The 21,484-nt window shown below is 68.8% G+C and carries 28 protein-coding genes; 3 read left to right on the forward strand and 25 right to left on the reverse strand.

Going from position 1 to position 21,484, the window contains the following annotated elements; genetic code table 11:
* Positions 1 to 354: 354 nt before the first annotated feature.
* From ACWDY5_RS37120 to ACWDY5_RS37140, 5 genes are all read right to left on the reverse strand, one after another.
* Positions 355 to 1,011: a hypothetical protein gene (locus ACWDY5_RS37120; RefSeq protein WP_449726809.1), complete on the reverse strand. Its 657-nt coding sequence runs from the start codon at positions 1,009 to 1,011 to the stop codon at positions 355 to 357.
* A 2-nt stretch (positions 1,012 to 1,013) separates the two neighbouring features.
* Positions 1,014 to 1,463, reverse strand: a complete 450-nt coding sequence (locus ACWDY5_RS37125) for an Imm1 family immunity protein (RefSeq protein ID WP_449726810.1) — start codon at positions 1,461 to 1,463, stop codon at positions 1,014 to 1,016.
* Positions 1,460 to 2,227, reverse strand: coding sequence for a DddA-like double-stranded DNA deaminase toxin (locus ACWDY5_RS37130; protein ID WP_449726811.1), 768 nt, complete (start codon positions 2,225 to 2,227; stop codon positions 1,460 to 1,462). The genes ACWDY5_RS37125 and ACWDY5_RS37130 overlap by 4 nt, the downstream gene beginning before the upstream one ends.
* Positions 2,228 to 2,479, reverse strand: coding sequence for a hypothetical protein (locus ACWDY5_RS37135; protein WP_449726812.1), 252 nt, complete (start codon positions 2,477 to 2,479; stop codon positions 2,228 to 2,230).
* An 81-nt stretch (positions 2,480 to 2,560) separates the two neighbouring features.
* Positions 2,561 to 2,917: a hypothetical protein gene (locus tag ACWDY5_RS37140; protein WP_449726813.1), complete on the reverse strand. Its 357-nt coding sequence runs from the start codon at positions 2,915 to 2,917 to the stop codon at positions 2,561 to 2,563.
* 275 nt (positions 2,918 to 3,192) lie between these two features.
* Between ACWDY5_RS37140 and ACWDY5_RS37145 the strand changes: the two genes are divergently transcribed.
* The gene (locus ACWDY5_RS37145) at positions 3,193 to 3,465 is read left to right on the forward strand and encodes a hypothetical protein (protein WP_449726814.1); all 273 of its coding nucleotides are present in this window, start codon (positions 3,193 to 3,195) and stop codon (positions 3,463 to 3,465) included.
* 955 nt (positions 3,466 to 4,420) lie between these two features.
* Here ACWDY5_RS37145 and ACWDY5_RS37150 read toward each other — a convergent pair.
* The 5 genes from ACWDY5_RS37150 to ACWDY5_RS37170 are packed head-to-tail and all read right to left on the reverse strand — an operon-like array spanning position 4,421 to position 6,275.
* Entirely contained in the window at positions 4,421 to 4,621 is a 201-nt protein-coding gene (locus ACWDY5_RS37150) for a hypothetical protein (protein WP_449726815.1), read from the reverse strand.
* A complete protein-coding gene (locus tag ACWDY5_RS37155; protein WP_449726816.1) occupies positions 4,618 to 5,004 on the reverse strand; it encodes a hypothetical protein in 387 nt (128 codons plus the stop codon). Before ACWDY5_RS37155 ends, ACWDY5_RS37150 begins: the two co-directional genes overlap by 4 nt.
* Positions 5,001 to 5,393, reverse strand: coding sequence for a helix-turn-helix domain-containing protein (locus ACWDY5_RS37160; RefSeq protein WP_449726817.1), 393 nt, complete (start codon positions 5,391 to 5,393; stop codon positions 5,001 to 5,003). The genes ACWDY5_RS37155 and ACWDY5_RS37160 overlap by 4 nt, the downstream gene beginning before the upstream one ends.
* Positions 5,390 to 5,866, reverse strand: coding sequence for a hypothetical protein (locus tag ACWDY5_RS37165; protein WP_449726818.1), 477 nt, complete (start codon positions 5,864 to 5,866; stop codon positions 5,390 to 5,392). Before ACWDY5_RS37165 ends, ACWDY5_RS37160 begins: the two co-directional genes overlap by 4 nt.
* Positions 5,856 to 6,275, reverse strand: coding sequence for a hypothetical protein (locus tag ACWDY5_RS37170; RefSeq protein ID WP_449726819.1), 420 nt, complete (start codon positions 6,273 to 6,275; stop codon positions 5,856 to 5,858). Before ACWDY5_RS37170 ends, ACWDY5_RS37165 begins: the two co-directional genes overlap by 11 nt.
* Positions 6,276 to 7,090: 815 nt before the next feature.
* On the opposite strand from ACWDY5_RS37170, the gene ACWDY5_RS37175 reads away from it, so the two are divergent.
* Entirely contained in the window at positions 7,091 to 7,939 is an 849-nt protein-coding gene (locus ACWDY5_RS37175; RefSeq protein WP_449726820.1) for a helix-turn-helix domain-containing protein, read from the forward strand.
* Complete coding sequence (locus ACWDY5_RS37180; RefSeq protein WP_449726821.1) at positions 7,936 to 8,409, forward strand: DUF397 domain-containing protein; 474 nt, start codon at positions 7,936 to 7,938, stop codon at positions 8,407 to 8,409. Before ACWDY5_RS37175 ends, ACWDY5_RS37180 begins: the two co-directional genes overlap by 4 nt.
* A gap of 31 nt (positions 8,410 to 8,440) precedes the next feature.
* Here the strand turns inward: ACWDY5_RS37180 and ACWDY5_RS37185 are convergent, their stop codons facing one another.
* The 15 genes from ACWDY5_RS37185 to ACWDY5_RS37255 all read right to left on the reverse strand — a co-directional run bounded on the left by ACWDY5_RS37185 (position 8,441) and on the right by ACWDY5_RS37255 (position 21,433).
* Positions 8,441 to 8,872 carry a hypothetical protein gene (locus tag ACWDY5_RS37185; RefSeq protein ID WP_449726822.1) on the reverse strand — a complete coding sequence of 144 codons (432 nt, stop codon included), beginning with the start codon at positions 8,870 to 8,872 and terminating at the stop codon, positions 8,441 to 8,443.
* Positions 8,873 to 8,907: 35 nt separating this feature from the next.
* Positions 8,908 to 9,237 carry a hypothetical protein gene (locus ACWDY5_RS37190; RefSeq protein WP_449726823.1) on the reverse strand — a complete coding sequence of 110 codons (330 nt, stop codon included), beginning with the start codon at positions 9,235 to 9,237 and terminating at the stop codon, positions 8,908 to 8,910.
* Between the two features lie 95 nt (positions 9,238 to 9,332).
* The gene (locus ACWDY5_RS37195) at positions 9,333 to 9,755 is read right to left on the reverse strand and encodes a hypothetical protein (protein ID WP_449726824.1); all 423 of its coding nucleotides are present in this window, start codon (positions 9,753 to 9,755) and stop codon (positions 9,333 to 9,335) included.
* Between the two features lie 721 nt (positions 9,756 to 10,476).
* A complete protein-coding gene (locus ACWDY5_RS37200; protein ID WP_449726825.1) occupies positions 10,477 to 10,938 on the reverse strand; it encodes a hypothetical protein in 462 nt (153 codons plus the stop codon).
* 25 nt (positions 10,939 to 10,963) lie between these two features.
* Complete coding sequence (locus ACWDY5_RS37205; protein ID WP_449726826.1) at positions 10,964 to 11,809, reverse strand: RNA polymerase sigma factor; 846 nt, start codon at positions 11,807 to 11,809, stop codon at positions 10,964 to 10,966.
* Positions 11,810 to 12,498: 689 nt separating this feature from the next.
* Entirely contained in the window at positions 12,499 to 12,846 is a 348-nt protein-coding gene (locus tag ACWDY5_RS37210; RefSeq protein WP_449726827.1) for a hypothetical protein, read from the reverse strand.
* Positions 12,843 to 13,235, reverse strand: coding sequence for an endonuclease domain-containing protein (locus ACWDY5_RS37215; RefSeq protein ID WP_449726828.1), 393 nt, complete (start codon positions 13,233 to 13,235; stop codon positions 12,843 to 12,845). Before ACWDY5_RS37215 ends, ACWDY5_RS37210 begins: the two co-directional genes overlap by 4 nt.
* A gap of 38 nt (positions 13,236 to 13,273) precedes the next feature.
* A complete protein-coding gene (locus ACWDY5_RS37220; RefSeq protein ID WP_449726829.1) occupies positions 13,274 to 13,891 on the reverse strand; it encodes an HNH endonuclease in 618 nt (205 codons plus the stop codon).
* A 32-nt stretch (positions 13,892 to 13,923) separates the two neighbouring features.
* On the reverse strand, positions 13,924 to 15,762 hold the full coding sequence (locus ACWDY5_RS37225; protein ID WP_449726830.1) for a DNA polymerase: 1,839 nt from the start codon (positions 15,760 to 15,762) through the stop codon (positions 13,924 to 13,926).
* A gap of 106 nt (positions 15,763 to 15,868) precedes the next feature.
* Entirely contained in the window at positions 15,869 to 18,088 is a 2,220-nt protein-coding gene (locus tag ACWDY5_RS37230) for a phage/plasmid primase, P4 family (RefSeq protein WP_449726831.1), read from the reverse strand.
* Between the two features lie 266 nt (positions 18,089 to 18,354).
* On the reverse strand, positions 18,355 to 19,050 hold the full coding sequence (locus ACWDY5_RS37235) for a recombination directionality factor (protein ID WP_449726832.1): 696 nt from the start codon (positions 19,048 to 19,050) through the stop codon (positions 18,355 to 18,357).
* A 70-nt stretch (positions 19,051 to 19,120) separates the two neighbouring features.
* Complete coding sequence (locus tag ACWDY5_RS37240) at positions 19,121 to 19,426, reverse strand: hypothetical protein (RefSeq protein WP_449726833.1); 306 nt, start codon at positions 19,424 to 19,426, stop codon at positions 19,121 to 19,123.
* A 35-nt stretch (positions 19,427 to 19,461) separates the two neighbouring features.
* Complete coding sequence (locus tag ACWDY5_RS37245; protein WP_449726834.1) at positions 19,462 to 20,256, reverse strand: hypothetical protein; 795 nt, start codon at positions 20,254 to 20,256, stop codon at positions 19,462 to 19,464.
* Positions 20,257 to 20,355: 99 nt separating this feature from the next.
* A complete protein-coding gene (locus ACWDY5_RS37250) occupies positions 20,356 to 20,709 on the reverse strand; it encodes a hypothetical protein (protein WP_449726835.1) in 354 nt (117 codons plus the stop codon).
* 49 nt (positions 20,710 to 20,758) lie between these two features.
* Positions 20,759 to 21,433 (reverse strand): hypothetical protein, encoded by a 675-nt coding sequence (locus ACWDY5_RS37255; protein ID WP_449726836.1) that lies wholly within the window; start codon positions 21,431 to 21,433, stop codon positions 20,759 to 20,761.
* Between the last annotated feature and the right edge of the window lie 51 nt (positions 21,434 to 21,484).

The following is a 21,484-nucleotide window of genomic DNA, read 5'->3' on the forward strand; positions in this document are numbered from 1 at the left end:
ACGAACAAGTATAAACCACACACCATGGATGACCTGCACTGATGTCGGCGTACCTGCTCGCCCTGCGCTCGCTTCACCCACCACGCGCGCTCAGCGGCCCCTGATACGCGAAAAGCCCCTTCCAGGGGGGCGGAAGGGGCCTCACGCTCAACCCCGCTTGCGCGGGGACAACTCCCTGGTGCTCAAAGCACCCGGGTCACCCCCGCTAGCGCGGGGACGAACATCCTGCATCGGCCTGTTACTGCACCGGTGCCGGAACAACCCCGCCAGAGCGGGGACTGTCCCACCAGAGCGGGACGGCGGAGACGATACCGAGCCTGGCCGCGGCAGGCAACGGACGCTCACCCGTTGGGGCTAAGCCTCTTGCTCAGGTGCCACCGGGGCACCTGGCGTGCCGGGCTGGTAAACGTGGATCTCCGCAAACGTGTCACTCGGGATGAAATGCGCTGTGACAAAGCCGAATTCGTGCAGAGTTTTCCGAACGTCGTCGACCTCTTTTTGAAGGGCTTCCCTCGTGTCGACATAGGTGAACCTCAAAACCGCGTAGTGCATAGACTTCGAAATTTTTATCCCCCGACCGCCAGCACTGGAAGCGATGGGATGACCGGCCAGTTTGAGCCGCCGAGAAAGATTCTGCACATGAACACGTGACTTGTCCCCTTCCTTGTGAGCCTGGCTGCCCACTCGGCTGCGCTTTGGGCGCAAGGTTGCAGCGTTCCCCTCAGCATGTGATCCCTGGAAAACCCTGATGCTCGCATAATCATCCTGCGAAGCGGTGACCGTGAACGCGTACCCGCATTCAGTCAGGGTTTCCGACAAATCGGCGACAAGCTCTGCAACGGATACTTCAGCCGCTTCCGGATGATCGATCGATACTGTCACCGTCGCCTCACCCGGCCCGGCTCGGCGTACGGATATGCCTTCTCGTCGACGGTCGGGAAAAACGAGGGTATGACCGGCCTTCTTGAGGCGACGAGAAACGGCTTGCGCGAAGTTCTGAGTACTTGGCACCGTCAGACCTCCCTGGCCGTAAATTCGATCACCGTAGGTCGCCCGCCACCCGAGGTCAAAAACTCCGTCACGGCGTGCCGTAGGTCCGGCTCGGAAATTTCACTGCTGACCGGTACGGCGCGCTCGCCTCCCCATTCTTGGTAGGTCACCGTGCCGTCTCTGCCGGGGGGCGGCGTCTGGGTGTCGACGCTGAGCCAATGTCCCTCGGAGTCTGAATAGCTGAGCACGCCCCGCCCGTTGGTCGGGTTGAGCCCAAGCCGGAATTCGGCCGTCGGCAATTCGTCTTCCCCCACGCCCGTCATGTAGGCCAGTTCGACGAACAGCGGGTTTCCGCCGCGTTCGCGGATGCGCTGGTGCACGTAGTCGAACAGCCGACTGACGTCCTCCGCGCTGTTGATCAAGAACGGGTTGTCGTCGGGGACAACGGTGGCCTCTACGCGGTGCTCGGTCACGTCGTCGTCTCCTTGCCCTTGAACGTCTTCTGCCGCATGGTATCGCCGTTGCGCCAGTAGACGGTGAGGGACTGCCCGGGGTGCAGGACGCGCGCGGTGATGCGATCGCAGCCTAGAGCGCCCTTGCATGGGCCGTCAGCGTTGTTGATCGCTAGGTGGATCTCGCGCATTTCTGGGGTTTGGTGCATCTGGGCGGCGACCTTGATTTCGACGTGCGACGTGATGGCCAGTGAGCCTTTGGCGGGCTTGATGCCGATCCTCTCCAGTACCGCGACGGCCTCGGCTTCGTCGAACTCGCCGGAGACCACCTCGCGGGCGGTTCGCGTGTGCGGGTCGATCCACACGCCCCGGGTGGCTCCGGTGTTGTTGGGTCGGTCGGGCAGTTCGTTGATGGCGTCTGTCATGACCTGTTCGGGCGGGCGGGGATCGGTGGCCCGCCTCGCGGCGCGGTCCGGCGGCGAGGCGGCAGAGGGCGTGGTCGCCGATGGTGTTGCACTCGGCGCGGATGGCTGGGCTCCGCCCGCCCACTGGTCCACTTCGCGCCCGGCACCCTCCGCGCCCCGCAACGCGTCGTTCAGCAGTTCGTCCAACCGGTTCAGCAGCCCCACCGCGTCGGCCGCGGCAGTGGACGAGCTGACTTCGGTCGCGCGGGCGAGCTGACCGCGGAGGTCGTCCAGCTCGCGCAGGCAACCGTGCACGGCCTGCACAGGCAGGCGGGCGAGAGCGTCCCGCAGGGTGTCGGCAACCTGGGCCTCGGTGGCCACTCAGACGCCCGTCGCGGCGGCTCGCAGCGCCTCTACGGCGTTCGCGGCGACGGCGGCAGCCTCCCGGAGGTCACCTGCCATCCCTGCGAGCGTGGCGGGGATCGTGGTGCCGCCGGGGCGGTTGGAGTCGCGGACCGCGGCGGCGCACTCGACCTGGACGCGTTCGGTGGTCTCGGCGTAGCTCAGCAGGGGCATGCTCTCCACCGCGTCGGCGAGGTGCAGGTACAGGGCGGCTAGCTCTCCGGCAGACATGCGGCGACCCCCGATGCTCGACTCTGCTCATGGTGGCATCGGGGGCCGACAGGGTTGGGGTGTGCACCACAACGGCGCGGACTACCGCACGGGGGCAAGCTCTACGAGCACGCCGCCGTCGGTGGCGCTGGCGGTCAGGGCGGCGACCGTGAGTCCGTGCCGGGCGGCGACCGGGGCGAGCGCGGCAACCAGCTCGTGTTCGTAGGGCACCACCATGCGGCGCATGGTCGCGCTGGGCCACCCGGTGCCGGGCTTGGTGCGCCATTCGACGACGCGGAACCCGTTTGCCTCCGCGACCTGTTCGGCGAGGCCGCGCCACGCGTCCATGTCGTCGGCGACGTCTCGCCCGCCGGGCAGCTTCCAGGAGCCGTGTCCCCCTTCGCTGACGTACTCGGCAGTGGTGGGGTCGTTGGGGTACAGGTGCATCGTGGCTTGCATGTATCCAGGCTCGCGCGGACGTTGCGGCTGGTCAACCGGGCCGAGTGGCGCTGCGCGAGGGCTGATCCACCGTGCGGGGCGGCTTCCGGCTGGTGCCACGCTCCGCGGGCCTGCCGTCTCGTTCGCCGCGTGGGGTTCGCCCGCGCGTTCCAGGCGGCGTGACGTTGGCGAGGGCACGTAGCGGCTGAGACGTCACAGTTGGATAACTCAGTATTTCGGTCGCCTACCTGGCGTACTGCGACTTCCGGAACCCCGCGCGTGGATAGGCTGACCGCATGACGAACGGCGCATCAGGCCCGACCGCCACGGCGTCGGCCGAGGACATGTCCGGCGTGCTGACCGCGGCGGCCGAGGACCTGCGCGGGCTGGCGGAAGACCTGGACGAGATCGCGGGAGGACTCGGCGGTGACTTGAGCCTGGACGAGCACAACGAGCGGTGCATGAAGATCGAGATCGCCATGCGCGAACTGTTGCGCACCAAGGAGAAACTCGCGCCGATCTCGTCTGCGTTCGGTATCGCACGTGATGCGGCGGAGGGCGAGCAGTAGCCCGGCAGACACACGACGGCCCCCGATGCGCCACTCACCTCGTGGTGGCGTCGGGGGCCGTGTGCGTGGCGGTCGCGGCCGGACCGGGCTATGCGCCGTTCGCCCTGTTGCGTTCGTACTCGCCAGCCGCACAGCCGGGCTCCGGGCACGGGAACTGGATCTCGCCGCGGTTAATCCGGTCAACCTCCGTACGCTCCCCGTCATCCCGGAGCACCGTCGTGGTTGTCCGGCTGATCAGCACGCCCTTGTCATGGCACTTCTTGCAGTCCATGGCGTTCCTTTCGTGGTGGGTACGTGCGGCGGGACCGGTCGCCTACTGGGGACAGAGGCTCGACCGGTCCCGCTTGTCCGGCTAGTGCCTCACCGCCGGTGCCGGACTCAATGGATACTTCAGATCCGGCGGTGCGCGTGTCCTCTGCCTATAGGTCTCCTTCCTGTAGAGGTTCGTCAGCGGGGCGCGCACCCGCTGTGGCTTGTGCGCCGGGGTTGGCGGGTTCCGGGGCTGGCGTGCTGGCGGTGGGTCCCGCGCTCCGTCTGGCCGCCATGGCCGCGAGGGCCTTCTCGAACGTGTTCGCAGAATCCCCAAGCGCCTTGATACGGCGCAAGATTGTTCGGATCGCCCGTCCGTGATCAACGGGGGCCACGGGGTCGGGACGCCCGCTGTCATCCCACCACCAGCGCAGGTCCTCAGCGGCGGTGACAACGCTGTGCAGGGCGTCAGCGAACCCGTACCGGAGGCGGTCACATTGCAGAACCTCAGCCGCCCCAGCGATGTGCACCGCCGGGATGTGGTCCAGTGGCGGAAAGTCGACCGCGGGCCTACCTGCCAGGCCAGCCAAGGCGACGGTTGCGGAGACGGCTCTAGCGGCGGCGTCGGCAGCATGGGCCGATTTGGCTGCGGCATCCCCCGCCGCGTGGGCGGCTAGAGCGAGGGCCGTTATGTCGGGTGTGGTGTTCATGGGCCTTCCCTGGGCTCGGACTGGTCGGCGGTGGGGATGTGCCCGGTCCAAAGCACCGGGTGCAGCGGCTTGATCGTGCTGCACCACACGCATTCGACCGTGCGTTCAAAGACGCGAATGAAAAGGTGCGCCTGCCCGGCGTTCGCGCCGTGGTGGCAGACGGCGGGGTTGTGTGCGTCGGCGGCATCGACGGTCATAGGAACACGGTCCTGTCGATCGCGAGCGCGGGCCGCCAACCACGAAGCGGCACACCGGCTTGCCTGAGCAGGCGGGGAACGTCGTCCCTCTTGATCCTCTGCGTTACGGCGATCCCCGCGCGATCCCACCCTTGCTCGTACATGCGGACGCACCGGTCGCGAATCACCGCCATGTCGTCGGGCGTCCGTTCAGGCCGGTCCCACGCCGATTCCGCGTAGGCCCGGAGCAGGGTTGCGGCGCGCTCCGCGGTGAGTCCCAGGGCACGTGCAGCGTCTCCCACCGCCTCACCGCGGCCGTGGTGGCGCGCGTACAGCTCGATCGTCAGTTCGTCGTCGGAGGCGGACAGGAGATCGTTAGCCCACAAGGACTTTCCCACGGTCACAGCCGCTCACCTCTCGCACGGCCGCCCAGGTAGTTGCGTGGCCGCATTGCGATGCCCAGTTCCGACAGCATCCCGCGTACGGTGCCGTAGCCGACCGGGACCCGCGCTACCACTTCTGCGAGGGTGAGCCCGCTCAGGTACAGCCGCTTGCAGTCCGCGGCGACCTTCGCGCGTTCGGCCGAGGTCAGGCGAGGCTTAGCCAAACCGCGTTCTCGTGCGAGGTTGTGCGCGACCGTGTAGCCGATGCCGCACATCGCGGCGGCTTCCCTGAGCGTCTTGCCTTGGTGCCCCATCAAGATGGCGATCCTGTCCGCTACCGATTCCCGCGCAGCGCCGACCAGGGTCGGGCGGTACTTCCTCCTCTTCTTCGCGTTCGTCGCGCTGCTCATGACGCTCGACCCATGCGCACGCAGGCGAACTGCTCGGTGGGCGCGTCGTCTTCCGGAATCCGGTGGTGGCGTCCGCCTCTGACCTGGACGACGCGCGGCACGGGCACCGGGAACGGCTCGGCGTCGCCGACCATGGCGAGCGCGGGAATGCGCCTCGGCCCTGTCTGCTCGATCAATTCGGCGCGCGGCTCCGGGGCATGCTGGGACGTGCCTTCCATCAGCTCCGCGTAACGATCACGCTGTTTCCGTTGGGCGGCAAGAGCTTCCTCGGCTACCGCAACGGGATCGGCCACCGCCTTCGGTGCACCGGTACCTTGGTCGTCTTCTTCCTGGAGGAGCGTCCGCGCGTCGAACCCTGCGGCCTCGCCCTCCATCCGGCAGGCCCGGAACACCAGCACCGCCCCGACCAACAACACGATGCCGACCACGGCGGCGAACCCGTGCCCGATCCCGTACCAGTAGTCACTGCTCATCGTCGGTCCTCTCATCGTCAGCGGGATCAGGCGATTCCTGTTGCGCAGGGCGGTTGTTGGTCACGAACACCGCGGCAGCGAGCCCGGCGTACAGCTCGGCGGTGTCCTCCCGGCGGGCGTAGCTCGCGCTGCCCGCGGCGACCGCGACGGCCGTCGCCACGCCGAGGATGATCGCCAACGGGGTCGGGATGAGTTGGCCGTAGGCGGCGACGGCGACGGCGAGCAGGACGAACAGCACGAAGTGGAGAACAGCCGTGATCCGCATGCGGCGTGCATTCCGATGCGCGTCAACGGATTCGTCTCGTACGTGGCGGTCGAACTGCCGTTGAACCGGTGCCGGAAGGCCGCGAAAGATGTTGAGCATGTCGGCGACACCGACCGCGGGGGACGGCGTGGTCAGCGTGTCCACGGGGTAGGCATCCGGAAGCGGCGGTCCGACGAACGCCCACATGGCCGCTTCGCAGTCACACACGAGACAGACACATTTGGCCAGGTGGAAACCAGTGGGCGGGTCTGGCCGCCCAAAGTCCACTGTGTGCCGGTTTCTCCGGCACTGGCCGCACCGGTACGGCTCGGGCGGCCGGTTCACCGATTCCGCCTTGCCGCGTCGGCCAGCGCGAGCGTGAGGACGAACCCCGCCCACGCGTTGATGATCGAACTAGCCATGCCCCTACCCCTGTTCACCGTTGGGTGCGGCGGGACACGGTCCGCGCCGTGCCTCCCGTGCCCCGCCGCTGCTTCGGCGGGTGGACGGGACGGCGTCGGTGTGACCCCTGCCGTCCCGTCCGCCCGGTGAGCACGGCCGCGTCAGCGACCAGGCGTCCGGCCACGAAACGCCGGGCGCGCGGCCGTGCTCGGCACCCGCGGATGCAGCGCGGATGCCCGCTTACAAGCGGACGGGGCCGTTCCCGGGGGTGGGATGGGCGGCCCCGCCCGCCGAGCACCACCGCCGCGGACCGACGGGGGAGGGGTCCGCCGCGATCGCGTGCGCCGGGGGGTGCACGCGGATGGTGGTGCTCGTCTGCGGGGTGGACAGGGCCGCGGCTCCGAGCTTCGACCCTGCCCACCACCACCGAAGGTCACCAAACGGGGTTGACGTGCAGCGCGGGCGCTACTCCCCACCTGGCCACTCTTCAGTATCGACAAACTAGCAGTCGACAACTTGTCGGCAAACCCCCGTTAGTGGACAAGTTGTCGATTGTCCTGCGGGGCTACGCTTCGCGCATGGCATCGACGACTCGCCTCAAGCGCGTACTCGGCAAGCTGCTGGCAGACCTACGCGAACACGCCGGGCTGACCATCGCGCACGTTGCGAGAAGCCTGGGCGTAGAGGTGAGCACCGTCAGCAGGTACGAGAGCGGTGAGAACCGCATTCAGATGCGCGTCGGCCTGGAGCACCTACTCGACCTGTACAAGGCCACGGCCGAGCAGCGCGCCTTGGCGCACGAACTCTGGGCACTCACCGCCAAGAGGGCGAAGCTGCCAAGCCTGCCGGAAGGTACCTCGCTCGCGTTTAGGGAACTGGTGTCATCGGAGGGTGACGCGCACCTCGTGCAGCACCTCGCGCCGTCAGTCTTCCCGGCAAGGTTGCAGACCGACGCTTACTCCCTGGCACTGCACAGAGTCGGCAAGCGAAGTGATGAGGCGATCGAACGCGCGGTTGCGCTGCGACGAACACGCCAAGAGCAACTGTCAGGTACGCGGCCGTTGCACCTCGCGGCCGTGATCACGGAAGGCGTCATTCGCCGCGTCGTTGGCACTCCCGCCGAGATGGCTGATCAGTTGGATCGCGTGATCGAGATGAGTGAGTGGCCCAACGTCAAGATCAATGTCCTTGCCGAGAGGGCGGGACCGTTCCAGGGCATGATGTCCACCCTGTCGATCTATCACTTCCACTACCCGCCAGGTTCACGGGTTGCGTACATCGAACACGACGGCGGCAGCGACCTAGTGGAGAATGAAGCTGACGTGCAGCACTACTCAGCTTGGTTCGACGACGCGTTGCGGATGTCGCTCTCGGCGTCGAAGTCCGTCAAGCTGATCAAGGATCGGGCGAGGGAACTTCGAGGATGACGACAACGCTCATATGGTTCAGGAGCAGCTACAGCGGCCCCGGTGGCCCTAACAAGACCGACGACTGTGTCGAAGTCGCGTTCACTCCAAAAGGGATCTTTGTCCGCGACAGCAAGACTCCCCACGGCGGCGAACTGAGGTTCCCCCTACAGGCGTGGATCGCGTTCACAGAGCGGCTTGCTAGCTCCGCTGAACGAGCTACCTGGCCGCTCGACATCTATTCCCCCAGCGAGCGCGGCGACAAGTTCGCCGATCGTGGCGCGCTGGACTTCGGCCGCGCCCAGTGGCGCGGCGCTGACATGGACGGCGAGCGGGTCGAGTTCGCTTTCCTTCCGCTCGGTGACCTCACCTACGTCGGCATGCGGCAGCGCGACTCGCTCCCCGTGCTGGTCTTCGACGCGCCGGAGTGGGCGGCCTTCGTGCTCGGCGTGCTCAACGGCGAATTCACCCCGGCGCTCGCACCCGCGTAGCTGTTGCCGCACAACGAAACGGGGCACCCGGTCAGCCGGGTGCCCCGTTGCGGTCAGTCGCCGCTCGCCGCATCCGCCCGACCCGCACCGCATTCCGGCGCTTCTCGCGCTCCGCCTCCGCTTTGGCGGCCTCCGCCTCGGCTCGCTCCGCCGGGTTCGGTGCGCCGTCCCACTCCCAGCCGATGACGATCCGCGCTCCGTCGGCCCTGCACGCTTCGGCCACGCCGTGCACCTCGTAGTCGGCGCGCTCGATCAGGTAGCCCATGACGGCATCCCGCACCGCCTCCGGCGTGGCCGTGCCGCCGTAGGCCGCGGTGGTGGTGTCGGCGTCGCGGAGTACGTCCGGCGGGCAGGTCTCCACCACGGTCCACTCCACTCCGGCCTGGGCAAGCACGGCCGCCCGGACCAGGGCGGAGCGCGCCTCCCGGCGGGCCATCAGCTCTACGTCGTCACGGTCGGCCACGGCCGGATGCTATCCGTAGCCGCGCGCCGCGAAGGTCAGGGCGTTCGGCCCTGCGGGCGGAGCAAGGGCAGCGGGACGAAGTGCGCCGCGCGCAATGTCGGCAGGCTGACCGGCCCGGGGATCTCGTAGGTGACCCAGCCCATGTGTGCCCCGGTGATCGTGCGCCGCCACAGGTGCAGCTCGCCCGCCGCGCGCGTCGGGAGATCCAGCCCTTGCGCCTGCACGATCATCCGCCGCGCCTCGCTCTGCGGCCCCGGGTCCAGGTGCCGGTACAGCTCGGCTAGGTCGATCTCGACCGGTACGGCCGGATCGCGCACCAGGGCAACCAGCCGGTGCGCACCGACCCACTCAGTCGCGTCGAACATACGTTCGATAATGATGCCTAGAGCGGTTGACGTCCAACCCGATCATGCAAAAGGGGCACCCGGTCATCCGGGTGCCCCAGGGCTTGCCGTGCTGCTCACGCCTTGCAGGCGGTGTCCCCGCTCGCCTCGTTGCGGGAGGCCAGGGTGGTGCCGTTGTTGGGCGTGCGGACCGCCACGGAGACGAACTCGATCTTGGCGGCCTTCGCCGCCGCGTGCGCCGCCTCGCAGATGGTCAGCGCCTCCGGCGACTTCTTCGGCAGGTCGGCTGTGATGATCACAGCCTGGCCGTCCAAGGCGGTCTGCTGCACCTTGTCGAACCACTTCGCGTTGGGGTTGTCCTTGCCGAACTGCTTCTGAAACGCGGTCTCGGCCTGCGGGTCGGCGGCGTCGCCGATCCGGGCCGAGGTAGGTGCTGACGTCGGCGCGGTGTTCTGCGGTGCGGCGTCCCCTCCGCCACATCCGGCCAGCCCCAGCAACGCGACGGCGGCAGCGGCGGCGAGCCCGGTGATTCGGTGCATGATCCAGATCCCCTCTGTGTCGCGCTCAGGTAGCGCGCCCTGTGTTACGTCGTCCGACCGATCGGAATCATTACGTTGTGGTGTGCACACCATCGGCTGATGTGCACACCACAAAAAAGGCCCCCACCCGGTAAAACCGAGTGGGGGCACTCTGGGGCTGGCTATTACGTCCACCCCAGAACCGGAGGTTAGCACGCCCTAAATGCGCGCCAACAGCACGGATCAGATTGTTGTCGAACAGTCTTACAGATCGCTGACGCAGGCGGCACCGGGGCAGGGGCCGAGCGCACCTCAGGGCGGCACCGGCCCGTCCACGTGCGGCGTCGGCGGGCAGCCTGCCGGTCAGGTGCGGCGCACGGTGCGCGGATATTTATCTGGAGTAACTTTGTGGACCCGGCGTCGCCCGCGTGTGTTTACGCAGGTGCTGACCGTGAACTCCGCGTTTGGAGTCAGCTCACAAATATCATGTACTACCCCGTGCTCACATGGATTGACGACGTGAAGCACAACACTATTTCCGCTCATTCGTCCCCTCATTCCTGCGCCATTGCACTACCTGGTGCACCATTCCGGCGTACTCGCGCACGTCAACGTCGGCCACCACGTGCACCGCCCCGCACTCCCGGCAGGCCCACTCCGAGCCGATCCCCGCCCCTGCCGCGGCCACCTCGTGCGCGGTCGGCCGTCGGCACGGGTGGGTGCGCCTGCGCCACGGCACCGCTCAGGTCCCGGTGTGGATGAACCGGGCCGCGGCCACGACGTCGGCGCGCTGCTGGCCGAGCGCGGCGTGCGCGGCGGCCACGGCCAGCGCCCTCCGCGTCCTCTCGGCATCCAGCCCCACGGCCTCCGTCTCGGGGGCGGAGCGGGGCGCGGGCTCGTCCATCTCGGCATCGGCCGCGGCCACCCACAGCGCGGCAGCAACCTCCCTGGCCGCCGGGTGACCCAGGATCACCGAGTGCGCCGACTCCGCGGCCGGACCGGACACGAGCACCGTCTCCGGCCGCGCACCGCCGACGATGGCCAGCCCGCTGAACTCCCGTTCGGCACCGTCGGCTCCGTCGGCCAGCTCGCGCAGCCAGCTGGCCGCCGCGCGTGCCTCGGCCGCGGTGAGCGTGACCTCCGCGGCCCCCTGCTGTGCGGTCTCCCGCACCACCACCACAACCCCCTCCGCGGTGCGGGCCACCGCAAGGTGGTCTCCCGGCGTCGCGCTACACGGCCACGTCCTCAATGTGTTGTCCCCCAATGCTTTCTGTGTGTGCGCGCAGCTTCGCCAGCGCGCCGAGATGGGCCTTGCTGACTGCCTGGCGGCTGATCCCCAACACGGTGGCGGTGTCCCCGGCGCTGAGCTGAGGGCCGGACCAGCCGTAGAGGGCGTCAACTACCTCGCGCTCGCGCGGGCTCAGCCGCGCCACCTCGCGCAGCGCGCGCACCTGGTCGACGGTCTCAACCCGAGCCAGCGCGACGGCTGAGGCGGTGTCGGCGACGGTCTCGGCCAGGCTCACCCCGCCCGCGGCAGCGGCGTGCAGCGCCTCCGGCGTGCCCAACATCAGGTCACGGACCTGCCAAAACGTGGTCAGCGTCCAACTGTGGTGCTCGCGGGCATGCGCCGCGGCGGCCACCATGTCGTACTCCCCATCGGGACTCATCGTGGCACGCAGGGACTGCCGCAACTTCTGCGTTAGCCGACCGGGGTCCGACGGTTTGCCCCACACCTGCGTGCCCGCGACGTTGACCAGGTGGCCGCGGACGACCCTGCCGAGGTACGGCCCGAGATGCCCGCCGAAGTCGTGGCGGATCTTCCCGCTACGCGCGTCGGTGAGCAGCCGCTCAGCGCCTTCCTGGTGCAGGTCGTCCCGGTCCAGGGCCGAGCTGCCCACCGACCCGGCGGCGATCCGATCCAGCTCCGGCGCGGCCCGCAGGTACAGGGCGGTTTCGGCGGCGCGGTCCCCGTCCGCGACCGCCGCGACCAGTTCGGGCGTGCCTCGCGGGTCGGCGTACTCGGCCGCCGCAGTGGAGCTGGTGGCCAGCCTGCGCAGCAGGCGCGGCAGAGCCACGCCCCGGTGCTCGGCCGGTTTGCCGACATCCAGCCCCGTCCGGATGTCGGTACTCAGGTCCCGCGCGGTAGCCGCGCAGAAGTTGCACAAGTTTGTCCGCCCCCCTCTTGCGTGCGCGCAGCGTCCAGCGCGGCCGTCTACTAGGGATAGTCGGCAGCGCGGGCGGTTCCGCGGCACTCTGCGCGCGCCCCCGCACGCGCCTGATGCCTCCGCGCCGGGGGATGCCCCGGCGGGTTTCTCGGCTCAACAGCCGATCTGTCTACAGTGGACGATTCCTATCCCGTCAGTGACGGGCTAGCCCATGGCAGGCGGGAACTCAAGGCACGCAACAGGTTGCGCGTCTATCCCGTGTGTTCCCTGCCCCATCCACAGTTGCCCCCCGGCGTTGTCCGTCCGTCTTGTCTAGGTTGCTCGACCCAAACACGGCGGCCAGCCTTCCGCAACGGGCTGTGCAAACAGACCGGCCGGTCTGCCCTGATCGCCGCTGGCCTGTAACGCGCAAACGATCGCGCTCCGTGTCCAGAAGGTGACTCAGGCATAAACAGATTGCTACCGAGAGCACTATCCAAGGTCGCGCAGTACCGAAATCCCGGCACTGGTCACGCCGGTGATTACGCCTTTCGGGTGACGTCTGATTGAACGACAGTGAACGTGACATATGTCACGCTCGGTCGTGAGACACCGGTGTATCACCCGAATGACGTAGGGGTCTCTGACCTGCGGCTATCAGCCGACTGACGTCCCTGTGACAACGCCCGTTCGGCCGCACTGACGAACGCGGGCACGGCCTCCGCGGCGAGCACGGCCTGAATCGCGTGGGCGCGCGCGGCGTTCAGGCCGTTCGTCACGCCCTGTTCCGCCCGAGCCATCGCCAGCGCCTCCGTGGGCCGGAGCACCCCGCCGACCACCACCGGCGGCACCACCTCCGGGTGCTGGTCGGCGGTCGCGTCCGCCACGGCCGCCCAGTCCCTCAGCCGGTCTGCCGCGGCGCACAAGCGCCTCGCGATCACCGTGAATGTCTCCGCGCGCATGCTCATCTGGTCCCCCTGTGGTCAATGTCGACAGTCGCGGCGATCTCGGCCGCCCGGTGCAGGTAGTGCTGTGCCGCGGCCAGCACCGCCGCGGAGTCCCCGGCCAGCCCGAGCAAGCTGTTACAGGCTGGGCACAGCACCCCGCGCACGAACCCGGTCCCATGGTCGTGATCGACCACCAGCCCGCCGGGTAGCTGGTCTTCGTGCCGCCCGCAGATCGCGCACCTGTAGTGCTGGTCGGCCCGGAGCTGGTCCACCTGGTCGGCACCGAGCCCGTAGCGCGCCCGGTACCGCCGATCGCGGGCGGCGTCGCGCTGCCTCGGCCGGTACGCCCGGCGGCAGGCCGAACAGTGCGGATGCCGCCCGCTTCGACGGGTGGCATCCCTGGGGAACATCGCGGCCGGTTTCGCCGACCAGCACCGCGGGCACCGTCTCAGCTCTGTGCCCACGCCACCCACCGGGCTCGGTGCTCGGCAGGCACGGCGTCCAGACGGCCCGGCAGCCACCGGCCCAGCGACCTGCTGCCTTTGCTCAAGTTGCACGCCGCGCACGCGGGCGAGAGGTTCCACGCGGCATCGTCGCCGCCGTGCACCAGCGGCCACAGATGGTCCAGGTGCGCCGAGCGCGCCCCGCAGTACAGGCACAGATCCCGGTAGAGCCTGCGCAGCCACGGCACATCCACCACCAGGCGGTACGCGCCGCGCTCGGCCGCCCGCACCTGATGCCCGCGTGCCCGCGACCGATCCCGGCGCGACGGGAACGCCCGGTACGCCTGCGCCTCGAACTGCTCGAAGTACCGCACACTCAGGCGCTCGGCGGCAGCCAGCAGCGTGCAGACATCCTCTAGCTGTTGTGGTGTGCACACCATGTAGGGCACGGTGACATCACGCAACGCAGCGTGATGGGCCTCCGCCTGCCGGACTCGCCGAGCGAGATCCCCGTACACGGCAAGGGTTCGAGCACACTCGACCCGCCGCGCCCGTTTGAAGAACTCCGTTGCGTGCGCCTTGCACAGCCGCAACTGACGCTTCCCCATCGGGTAGATGCGCACCGATTCCGTTGTGCCGCAACCCGAACAGCGGATCACGACGCCAGTTCGTACAGGCTCCCCCACGAGCGCCCCCCAATCTCCAGATCCGTCGCCAGCGGTACGCCGGTGCCGAGGAAGTCGGTCACGGCCATGGTGTCGGCGATCTCCCTGCCCACCTCGTGCGCGATGTCAGCGGGCGCGGAGAACACCACTTCGTCGTGAACCGGCAGGCGCACGAAGTCGAGCAAGCCGCGTTCGTCCAGGCGTAACAGTGCATCGGCGAGCACATCGCGCGCCGTCGACTGAACGATGTAGTTGGTCGCGGCATACAACCTGTTGCGGTCCAACGGGATCACGCGCCCGGTCGGCGTGGTGACTTGCCGGAGCCCGTACTCCGCGCGCCGCACCAGCCGGGCCGAGTAGCGCGTGATGCCCCGATACACCCGGTCGTACTGGCGGGTGGCGTGGCGCACCTGGTCCACCGGGGCACCGGTCTGCCGGGCGAGGGTGTCCGGGCCGCCCCCGAACAGCTTTCCGAGCCCGACCGCCTTCATCAGATTGCGTTGCCGCAGCGTGTATCCCGGCCCGTAGACCAGCTCCGCCGTGTAGCCGTGCAGGTCCCGCCCGGCGCGGATCGCCTCGATCATCACCGGGTCGCCGGACAGGGCCGCAATGACGCGCATCTCTACGGCCTGGTAGTCCACCGAGCCCCACGCCGCCCGCTCGTCGTCGGCCAGCATGCCCCGCCGAACCCTGGCCTCCTTGCTGGGCAGTTGTTGTAGCGCAGGGCGGGAGATCGACATTCGTGCCGTGCGCGCCCGCAGGGAGGCAATCGACGGGTGGATGCGGTCGTGTGCGTCGCGGTAATCGAGCATCGCGCTCGCGTACGACGTGGCCCACTTCGCCGACCGTTTGCCACGAATCACCGCATCAGCCAATGGGTTCGGAGCCCGCGCGCCGATGCGTTCCCACTCCCGGTCCAGATCGGCGAGACTCATCAGCAACTGCTTGTCCACCTTGAGCGCGCCGCTCTCGGTGGTCTCGGTCAGCGTCTCGCCCATGCCCAGCAGCGCGCTGGACACCTGCCTAGGAGCGTTGATCGACCGCACCCCGAACCCGGCGGCCACGGCCGTCCACTTGGCGGCGTCGGCGAGCAGATCGGCTCGCAACTCGGTCAGGTACTCCGGATCAACTCGGACGCCGCGACGCTCGATCTTCGCGCACACCAGGGCAACCGCGTGCTCGAACTCCGCGAGCCGGGCGAAACCTCGCGCGGCCACGTGGTCGGCCAACACCGCGTGCAGCCGGGCAGTCAGGATGACGTCCAGCCCGGCGTAGAGGGTGTAGGTCGGGTGGTCCAGCGGGATCGCGGCCCAGCCAGTTTCCCTGGTGTGGCCGAGCTTGCGGAACACCTCGTGAAGCCCGGCGGAGGTGTCGGGCGCGCCCGGGTCGACGTGCAGCGCTGCGAGCCCTTTGAGCGTGAGCCCCGGGCCACCGTCCTCCGGGCCGCGCGGGTCGCACAGATGCGCCAGGATCGCGGTATCGGTCAGCCGTGGCCACAGGAGGTCCAGCTCGACCCCGGCGTGCCGGTCGAGCACGAGCGCATCGAACGTCGCATTGTGAACCAATAGCGGTCTCGGGCCCGTGAGCTCCGACCGGAGCGCCGCGCGTGCAGCTGCCCGCAGGTCGGGGCAAACTCCCTGCTCATCGACCGGCAACACCCACGCCTCGCATGCGGAGCCGAGTTGTACCAATCGCACCCGGAATCCCGGCGTGAAGGCGTTCAGCCCGGTCGTCTCCGTGTCCAGTGCCAGCGGCCGAGACCCCTGAGCCGCGCACCAACGCGTGAACGCCTCAACGTCGTCGCGCGTCTCCGGCACGCGCACGCTCACCGACTCCCCGGCAACGCGGTAGCTCTGTTCCCGCACAGTCCCCCTTCCCCCGGACAGCGCGAACGGGCCGGACCCGGTTGCCCCGGTCCGGCCACATTCGGTGCTGCTACGCCATTTCGTCTGTGCGGGCGCGGCGCACTCCGCGCAGGATCACTCCGCGGGCGCGGCGGGTGGTGCCGACCTTGCGCGACTCCATCGCCCGCCGAAACGTGATCTTCCCCCAGGGCCGCTGACCGCCTCCCTGTTCGACGTCCACCCAGTCCACATAGGACGAATACGCTTCATCTAGTGGAATCTCGCCGTCCGGGTCGCGCACTAGCACGCCGGGCAGGTACCCATCCAACTGATCGGAGGCACGCCGGTACTCCGCGACCGCGGCCCGCACGGACTCCGGCTCGCCGAGCCCGTCGCGGTACCACTCCACCGCCCCGCGCACCGCCCACGCCGCGATACCCGGTGTCTCATCCAGCAGCCGACCCAGCAACCCAGGATCACGTTGCGGCCCAGCGAACTCGCGCCGGAACGGGATCAGCCTGGTGCGCCGCCAGAACCCATCATCCTGCCCACGCACATCGGGCTTGTAGTTGGTGGCCAACAACAACAGCGCCGTCGGCGTGAACACGAACTGCCCCCGGTACAGCTCGCGCGCCACCACCGGATCGCCCGCCGTCACCTGCTTCAACAGCGCTTCGTTGAGCCGCAGGCCGTCCGACAGCTCGGACAGCATGGCTAGCCGCACCCCGCGTAGCGCCGCGAGCGCCGGGTTCGGCGCGGACGGGTCGAACGAGCGGGTGTAGCCGATCGCGGCCTGCGACAGGTGCCCGGTGATCCCGGCGAACACCCGGGCCAGGGTGTTGACGAACACCGATTTTCCGTTGGCACCACTGCCATACAGCACCGCGAACACGTGCTCTCGGGTGGAGCCGGTGATGCCGTAGCCGATCAAGCGGCGCAGGTAGTCCGGCAGGTCCGGATCATGCTCGAACACCTCGGCCAGGAACCGTGTCCACCGTGGACACTCGGCGTCCGGGTCGTAGTCCAGGTGGACGCGGCGGGTGAGCCGGTCCTCTCGCCGGTGCTCGCGCAGCGTGCCCGACTGGAGATCGACCGTGCCGTTGTTGAACGACAACAGATTCTCCGCCTGGTCGAACTCACTGACCTCGGCCGCGGTGATCGTGCGCAGGTGATCCAGGCACGCGCGGATCCCCGCGTCCATGTGCATCCGCCGGGTGCGCCGGACCGCGTGGGCGTACTCCTCGGCTTGCCGCTGCTGTTCCCGCGACCCATCGGCGTCACCGCGGGGCATCTCCTCCAACTGGCGGCGCATGGCGTCGGCGACCCGGTGACCAATGGCCCGTTCGCGGGTGCTGCTCATCGGCAGCCACACTTTGCCGTTCCAGCTCAGGAAACCGACGCCATCCACATAGGACGTGTCCGGGCCGACGATGGTCAGTGCCAGCCGTGCGTTCTCAATGTCGGTGCCCTGCATGGTGCCCGCGGGCTTGGACGGCGCGGTGACCCTGGTCGGCTCGGCCGACCACGGGGCCGCCGCGCCCACCGCCCGGTGCAGCTCGCGGGCGAAACCCTCGCCGGTCTGCGCCCGCCACGCGGTCAGGTCGTCAGCGTCGTCGGGGACGGCCAGCACGCGCGGAGTGATCCCGAGCGCGGTCAGCCCGGCGGCCAGCGCAGCGACGAACGCGAGCCCGGCAGGGTCGTTGTCCCCGCACAGCACAACGTCACCGCCCTGTCCGGCCACCCGGGCAATCTCGCGCGCGGCGCGCTCGGCGCGGGCAACCCCGGCACCCCGCACCGCCACGGCGGTGTATCCGGCACCGGCCGCGGTCAGCCCGTCCCCGGGTCCCTCGGTCACCACCACCGTGGTGAATGCGCCGTCCAGGCGGAACACCGCGCAGGCGTCCCACTGCTGCCCGTGCGGGCTGGCCAGGTTCATCCAGCGGGCCGGACAGCCTGTGCCGATGTCACGGCCCTGTAGCCCGCGGGGCACGCCATCGGCATCGGCGAACGGGACCACCAGCCGCGGGTGGGCCAGGTACCCGGCGGGCCGGTAGTCACGCGCCTGCCCGACCGACACCGTGCCGTCGTCGAACCCGAGCGCGAGCTGAGCAGCCGCATCGGCCGAGAGCCCGAACCGCCGCTGGGCGTACTCGGCCGCCGGGCTGTCCGGGTAGCGCTGCGTGCAGGCGTGGACGTAGACGCCGAGCGCGGCCACCGCGGCGGCGTCCAGCTCGGCGACCGGGCCGCCGGTCAACGTAGGCTCCCCGGTCACGTTGAACAGCTCGGCCGCGGCCACCTCGGCTGCCCTCAACACGGCATCGGTGGGGCACCCGGCGCGGCAGTAGACCAGCGCGCGCCCGTCTGCGGTGAGCGAGACGTACAGGCTTGGGCGGCCGTCGGTGTGGGCGGGGCACCGTAGGAGCACCCCGCCCGGCTCGGCCACAACGCCGCCGTCACCACCGAGCCGGTTCAGCAGTTGGTCTATGTGCACAGTCCCCCTGTCCCACAACACAAATCGGGGCCGGTGACTGTCTCCCCCAGACAGTCACCGGCCCCATCCCCCCGGGCATGGCGCGATCAGGCAGCAGCCGCCATCGGTGCCTCCGCCGCGCCCTTGAGCACAATCTCCGGCCGGTGGTACTCCACATCCCGGCCGGACTTGGTGGTGTAAGCGACGTGCACAATCCGTAGCTCCGCCTGCACCGGGCCGCCCGCCTGCGTGAGCTGGCTCTCCAACTCGGGCAGGTCGTTGACCAGGGACCAGGAGCCCGAGCTGAACAGGAAGTAGCCGAGATCCTGATCAGCGGCGAGCCGGAACTTCAGGCTGATGTCCGGGCGCGGCCCCTTGCCCGCCTTCGCCTTTTCCTTGCGCTCGGTCAGCGAGCGCGGGCAACCACACGGCTCGCCGCGGTCATCCTCGGCCAGGCTGTACATGCCGTCACACTGGTGAACAGGACCTTGCAGGCCGAGCAGCACCATCCGCGCCCGCAGGTGATCGGCCTGCTCGATCACGATCGGCACCGTCTGGACCTCGGTCATCACCTGGCGGTTGTCGGCCCGGTCGGTCTCCCACTCCTCCGCCGTACCACCGAACAACTCGGCGATCCGGTCGGCCACGTCCGGGTCATCGGTGGTCACGCGCCACTCCGACAACGCGACCGGCCGACGGCCGACCAGCATCCCCCCGCGGAAGCGACCCACCACGTCGTCGATAAACGTGTTGCGCGGCTTGGGCTTTGCATCCGGATCGGTCTCAAAGATCCGCAGCGACAAACGATCTCCCCCTAGAGTTGTGTTGCGGTGCACCGGCTCTCACCCCCATGAGAGCCGGTGCATCCGGTCGTCAGAGCCCAGAGACACGGCTGCGCAGGATCGCCCGGTTCTGTTCCTGCACCAGAGCACTCAGTTCCGATGCCAGGGTCTGCGCCTCATCCAGCCGCGGGAACCAGGTCAGTCGCCTGTCACCCACCTGCATCTCCAGGCGCAGGGCCTCTCGCGGCCTGAACCCCGACGGTCGAGGTGGCACCCTGTGCAGTTCCACCCGCACGCCAGTGGCGTCCAACACCAGCGGGTAGTTGGATGTCTGCTGCACCGTCGCGCCCTTCGGCAATGCAGATCCGTCGGGCTTGTCGGTGGTCGTGTAGGTCACGTCCCAAGTCGGCATGTGCTTGTCCCCCTTGCGTTCTAGGCTGCGCGGCGCTCAGCGCCGGTGCTGGCGGTCGTGTCATGAACGGGCGTGCCGAGCACGCTCTTGGACGTCTCGGTCATCCAGTCGAACACCGCACGCAGGTGCAAGAACGTCGCGAAAACCTCATCGTCGGCGCGGACCGGCACCAGCCGCCAGCCCTCCGGCCGCAGGTGCAGCACGGCGTGTGCGGTGATCTCTGGAATCGGCACCGTGTCACCGGCCTGCGTGATGATGTGATCGGCGTTGGCGTAGGCGGCGAGTTGCAGCGCAACAGAATCGTGCACGCCGCTACGGCTTGTCTTGACGTCCAGCATCACCGTTTCGCCGTCCATGCAGGCAATGGCGTCGAACGACCCGGCATAGCGGTGGGTGTCGCACCACACAGTGTCCTCCAGGTGGAGGAACCGCGGGCGGCAGGTGTTCAGGAAATCGTTGATATGCCCCAGATACAGCCCCATGTCCGGGTGCTGGCGGCCGACGGTCTCGCCGCGGGCGCGGCGCTCGAACAGGCCGTGTACCTCGGTACCGACGTCCGCCGCATCGGAGGTGACCCGGTGCGGGGACCGCTTGAGGTAGTCGACCGCGCCGGTGCGGTCACCGTCCACAAGCAACTGAACGACCGCGCCGATGCGGTCGGCCGCGGACTCCGCCACGACCTTCGCGGCCCAAAATTTCAAGAAGGGCTTGGGAAGCTGGTCGATCACGGAGGTGACGCCGGGGAACTTCTCCCGGGTCTCCGGGTGGACGTAGTAGCGCGAGCCGCCGCGTTTGATGGTGGTGAGTCCGGTCATGTGGCCTCCGGTGGTCTTTGGTGTCTGACACCACCGACACCCCCCGTGGCGGACCGATCGGCAACCAGGTGTGACCGCGGTCACATAAGTGGAGGTAGGTTAGTCGCGCAGGCGGAGCAGTCCACTCAGCGTCCCCGCCTCCTTCGTCGTCCGCGCACGTTCTGCCACCGCGCGGGCCGCACGCAGGCGCAGCGCGGCATAGCTGCCCGGGAACGGCGACGTGAAGCCACCCCGCGCGGGCGGCACCATGCGGCACCAGGCCACGTCGTCTCGCAGCGCCTGCGCGATCCGCGCGGATACGCCCGCCCCCGGCTCTACGTCGTCGATCCGGTCGGCCGAGACCTGTTCCAGCGCAGCCAGGTAGCGCGCGTGCGCGGGCCTGTCCGCGGTCGCCTCCCGCAGGTGCCGGAGCTGATCCTGTTGTGCTGCAATGAACCTGCCGCGCTGGTCCATACCCTGTCCCCTCGCGTCGCCGGATGTGCCGCCCCGGGCGGCACCAGCACTATTCTATCATTTCCGTTGCAGGGCTTAGGTTTTCAGCGATGTCGCGAGCCTTCTGCGCCGTCTTCGCGATCCGTCCCAGCGTGGTCGTCAGCGCGGCGAGTTGTTCCTCGGTCACTCCGGCGGCTCGCTTGCCGTGGCTGTCGAGCTGGTCGGCGAGAAGGCTGAGGTTATCCGCCACTGCCTCAGCGCGAGCGATGAGAGTGGCGGCTGGATTTGCCTGCTGGATGGCAGCTTCTGCCGCTCTGGCCTCCTTGACTGCGCGCGTGACCCTGGCGTTGGTCGCCTGAACCGGCGTCTGTTCTGCGATGCGGTAGACCGCGCATAGTTCGGCGAACCGGCCTTCGTCCCCGCCTGCCTGCGCGCGCAGTTCGTCCCGCAGTGCAACCTGCACGCGTCGTCTGATGCGGGCTTGCACCGCCTGCGCCGCGTGGTCCTTCCCGGCAATCCCGGCGGCGTGCAGCACTTCGCCAATGGCGAGCTTGCACGCCTTGGTGGTCGCAGTGAGGTCCGGCTCGCCGTCTTCCCGGGTGAACGTGGCGCGCAGGCGCAGCAACGCCACAGCAAGCGCGTCCAGGTCGGTCCTGGTGGCCGTGTTGAGGTACTGCTTCGCCCGGTCCGTCGCGGCGATGAACTCAGCGCCACGGGCGCGTGAGGGCGGCTTGCGGGGCACCACGTCGGCACGCTCCCTGGTCGGCGGTCGGTCTGCCGACCCTAACCGCTCCGG

It is taken from the genome of Crossiella sp. NPDC003009, from assembly GCF_053591555.1.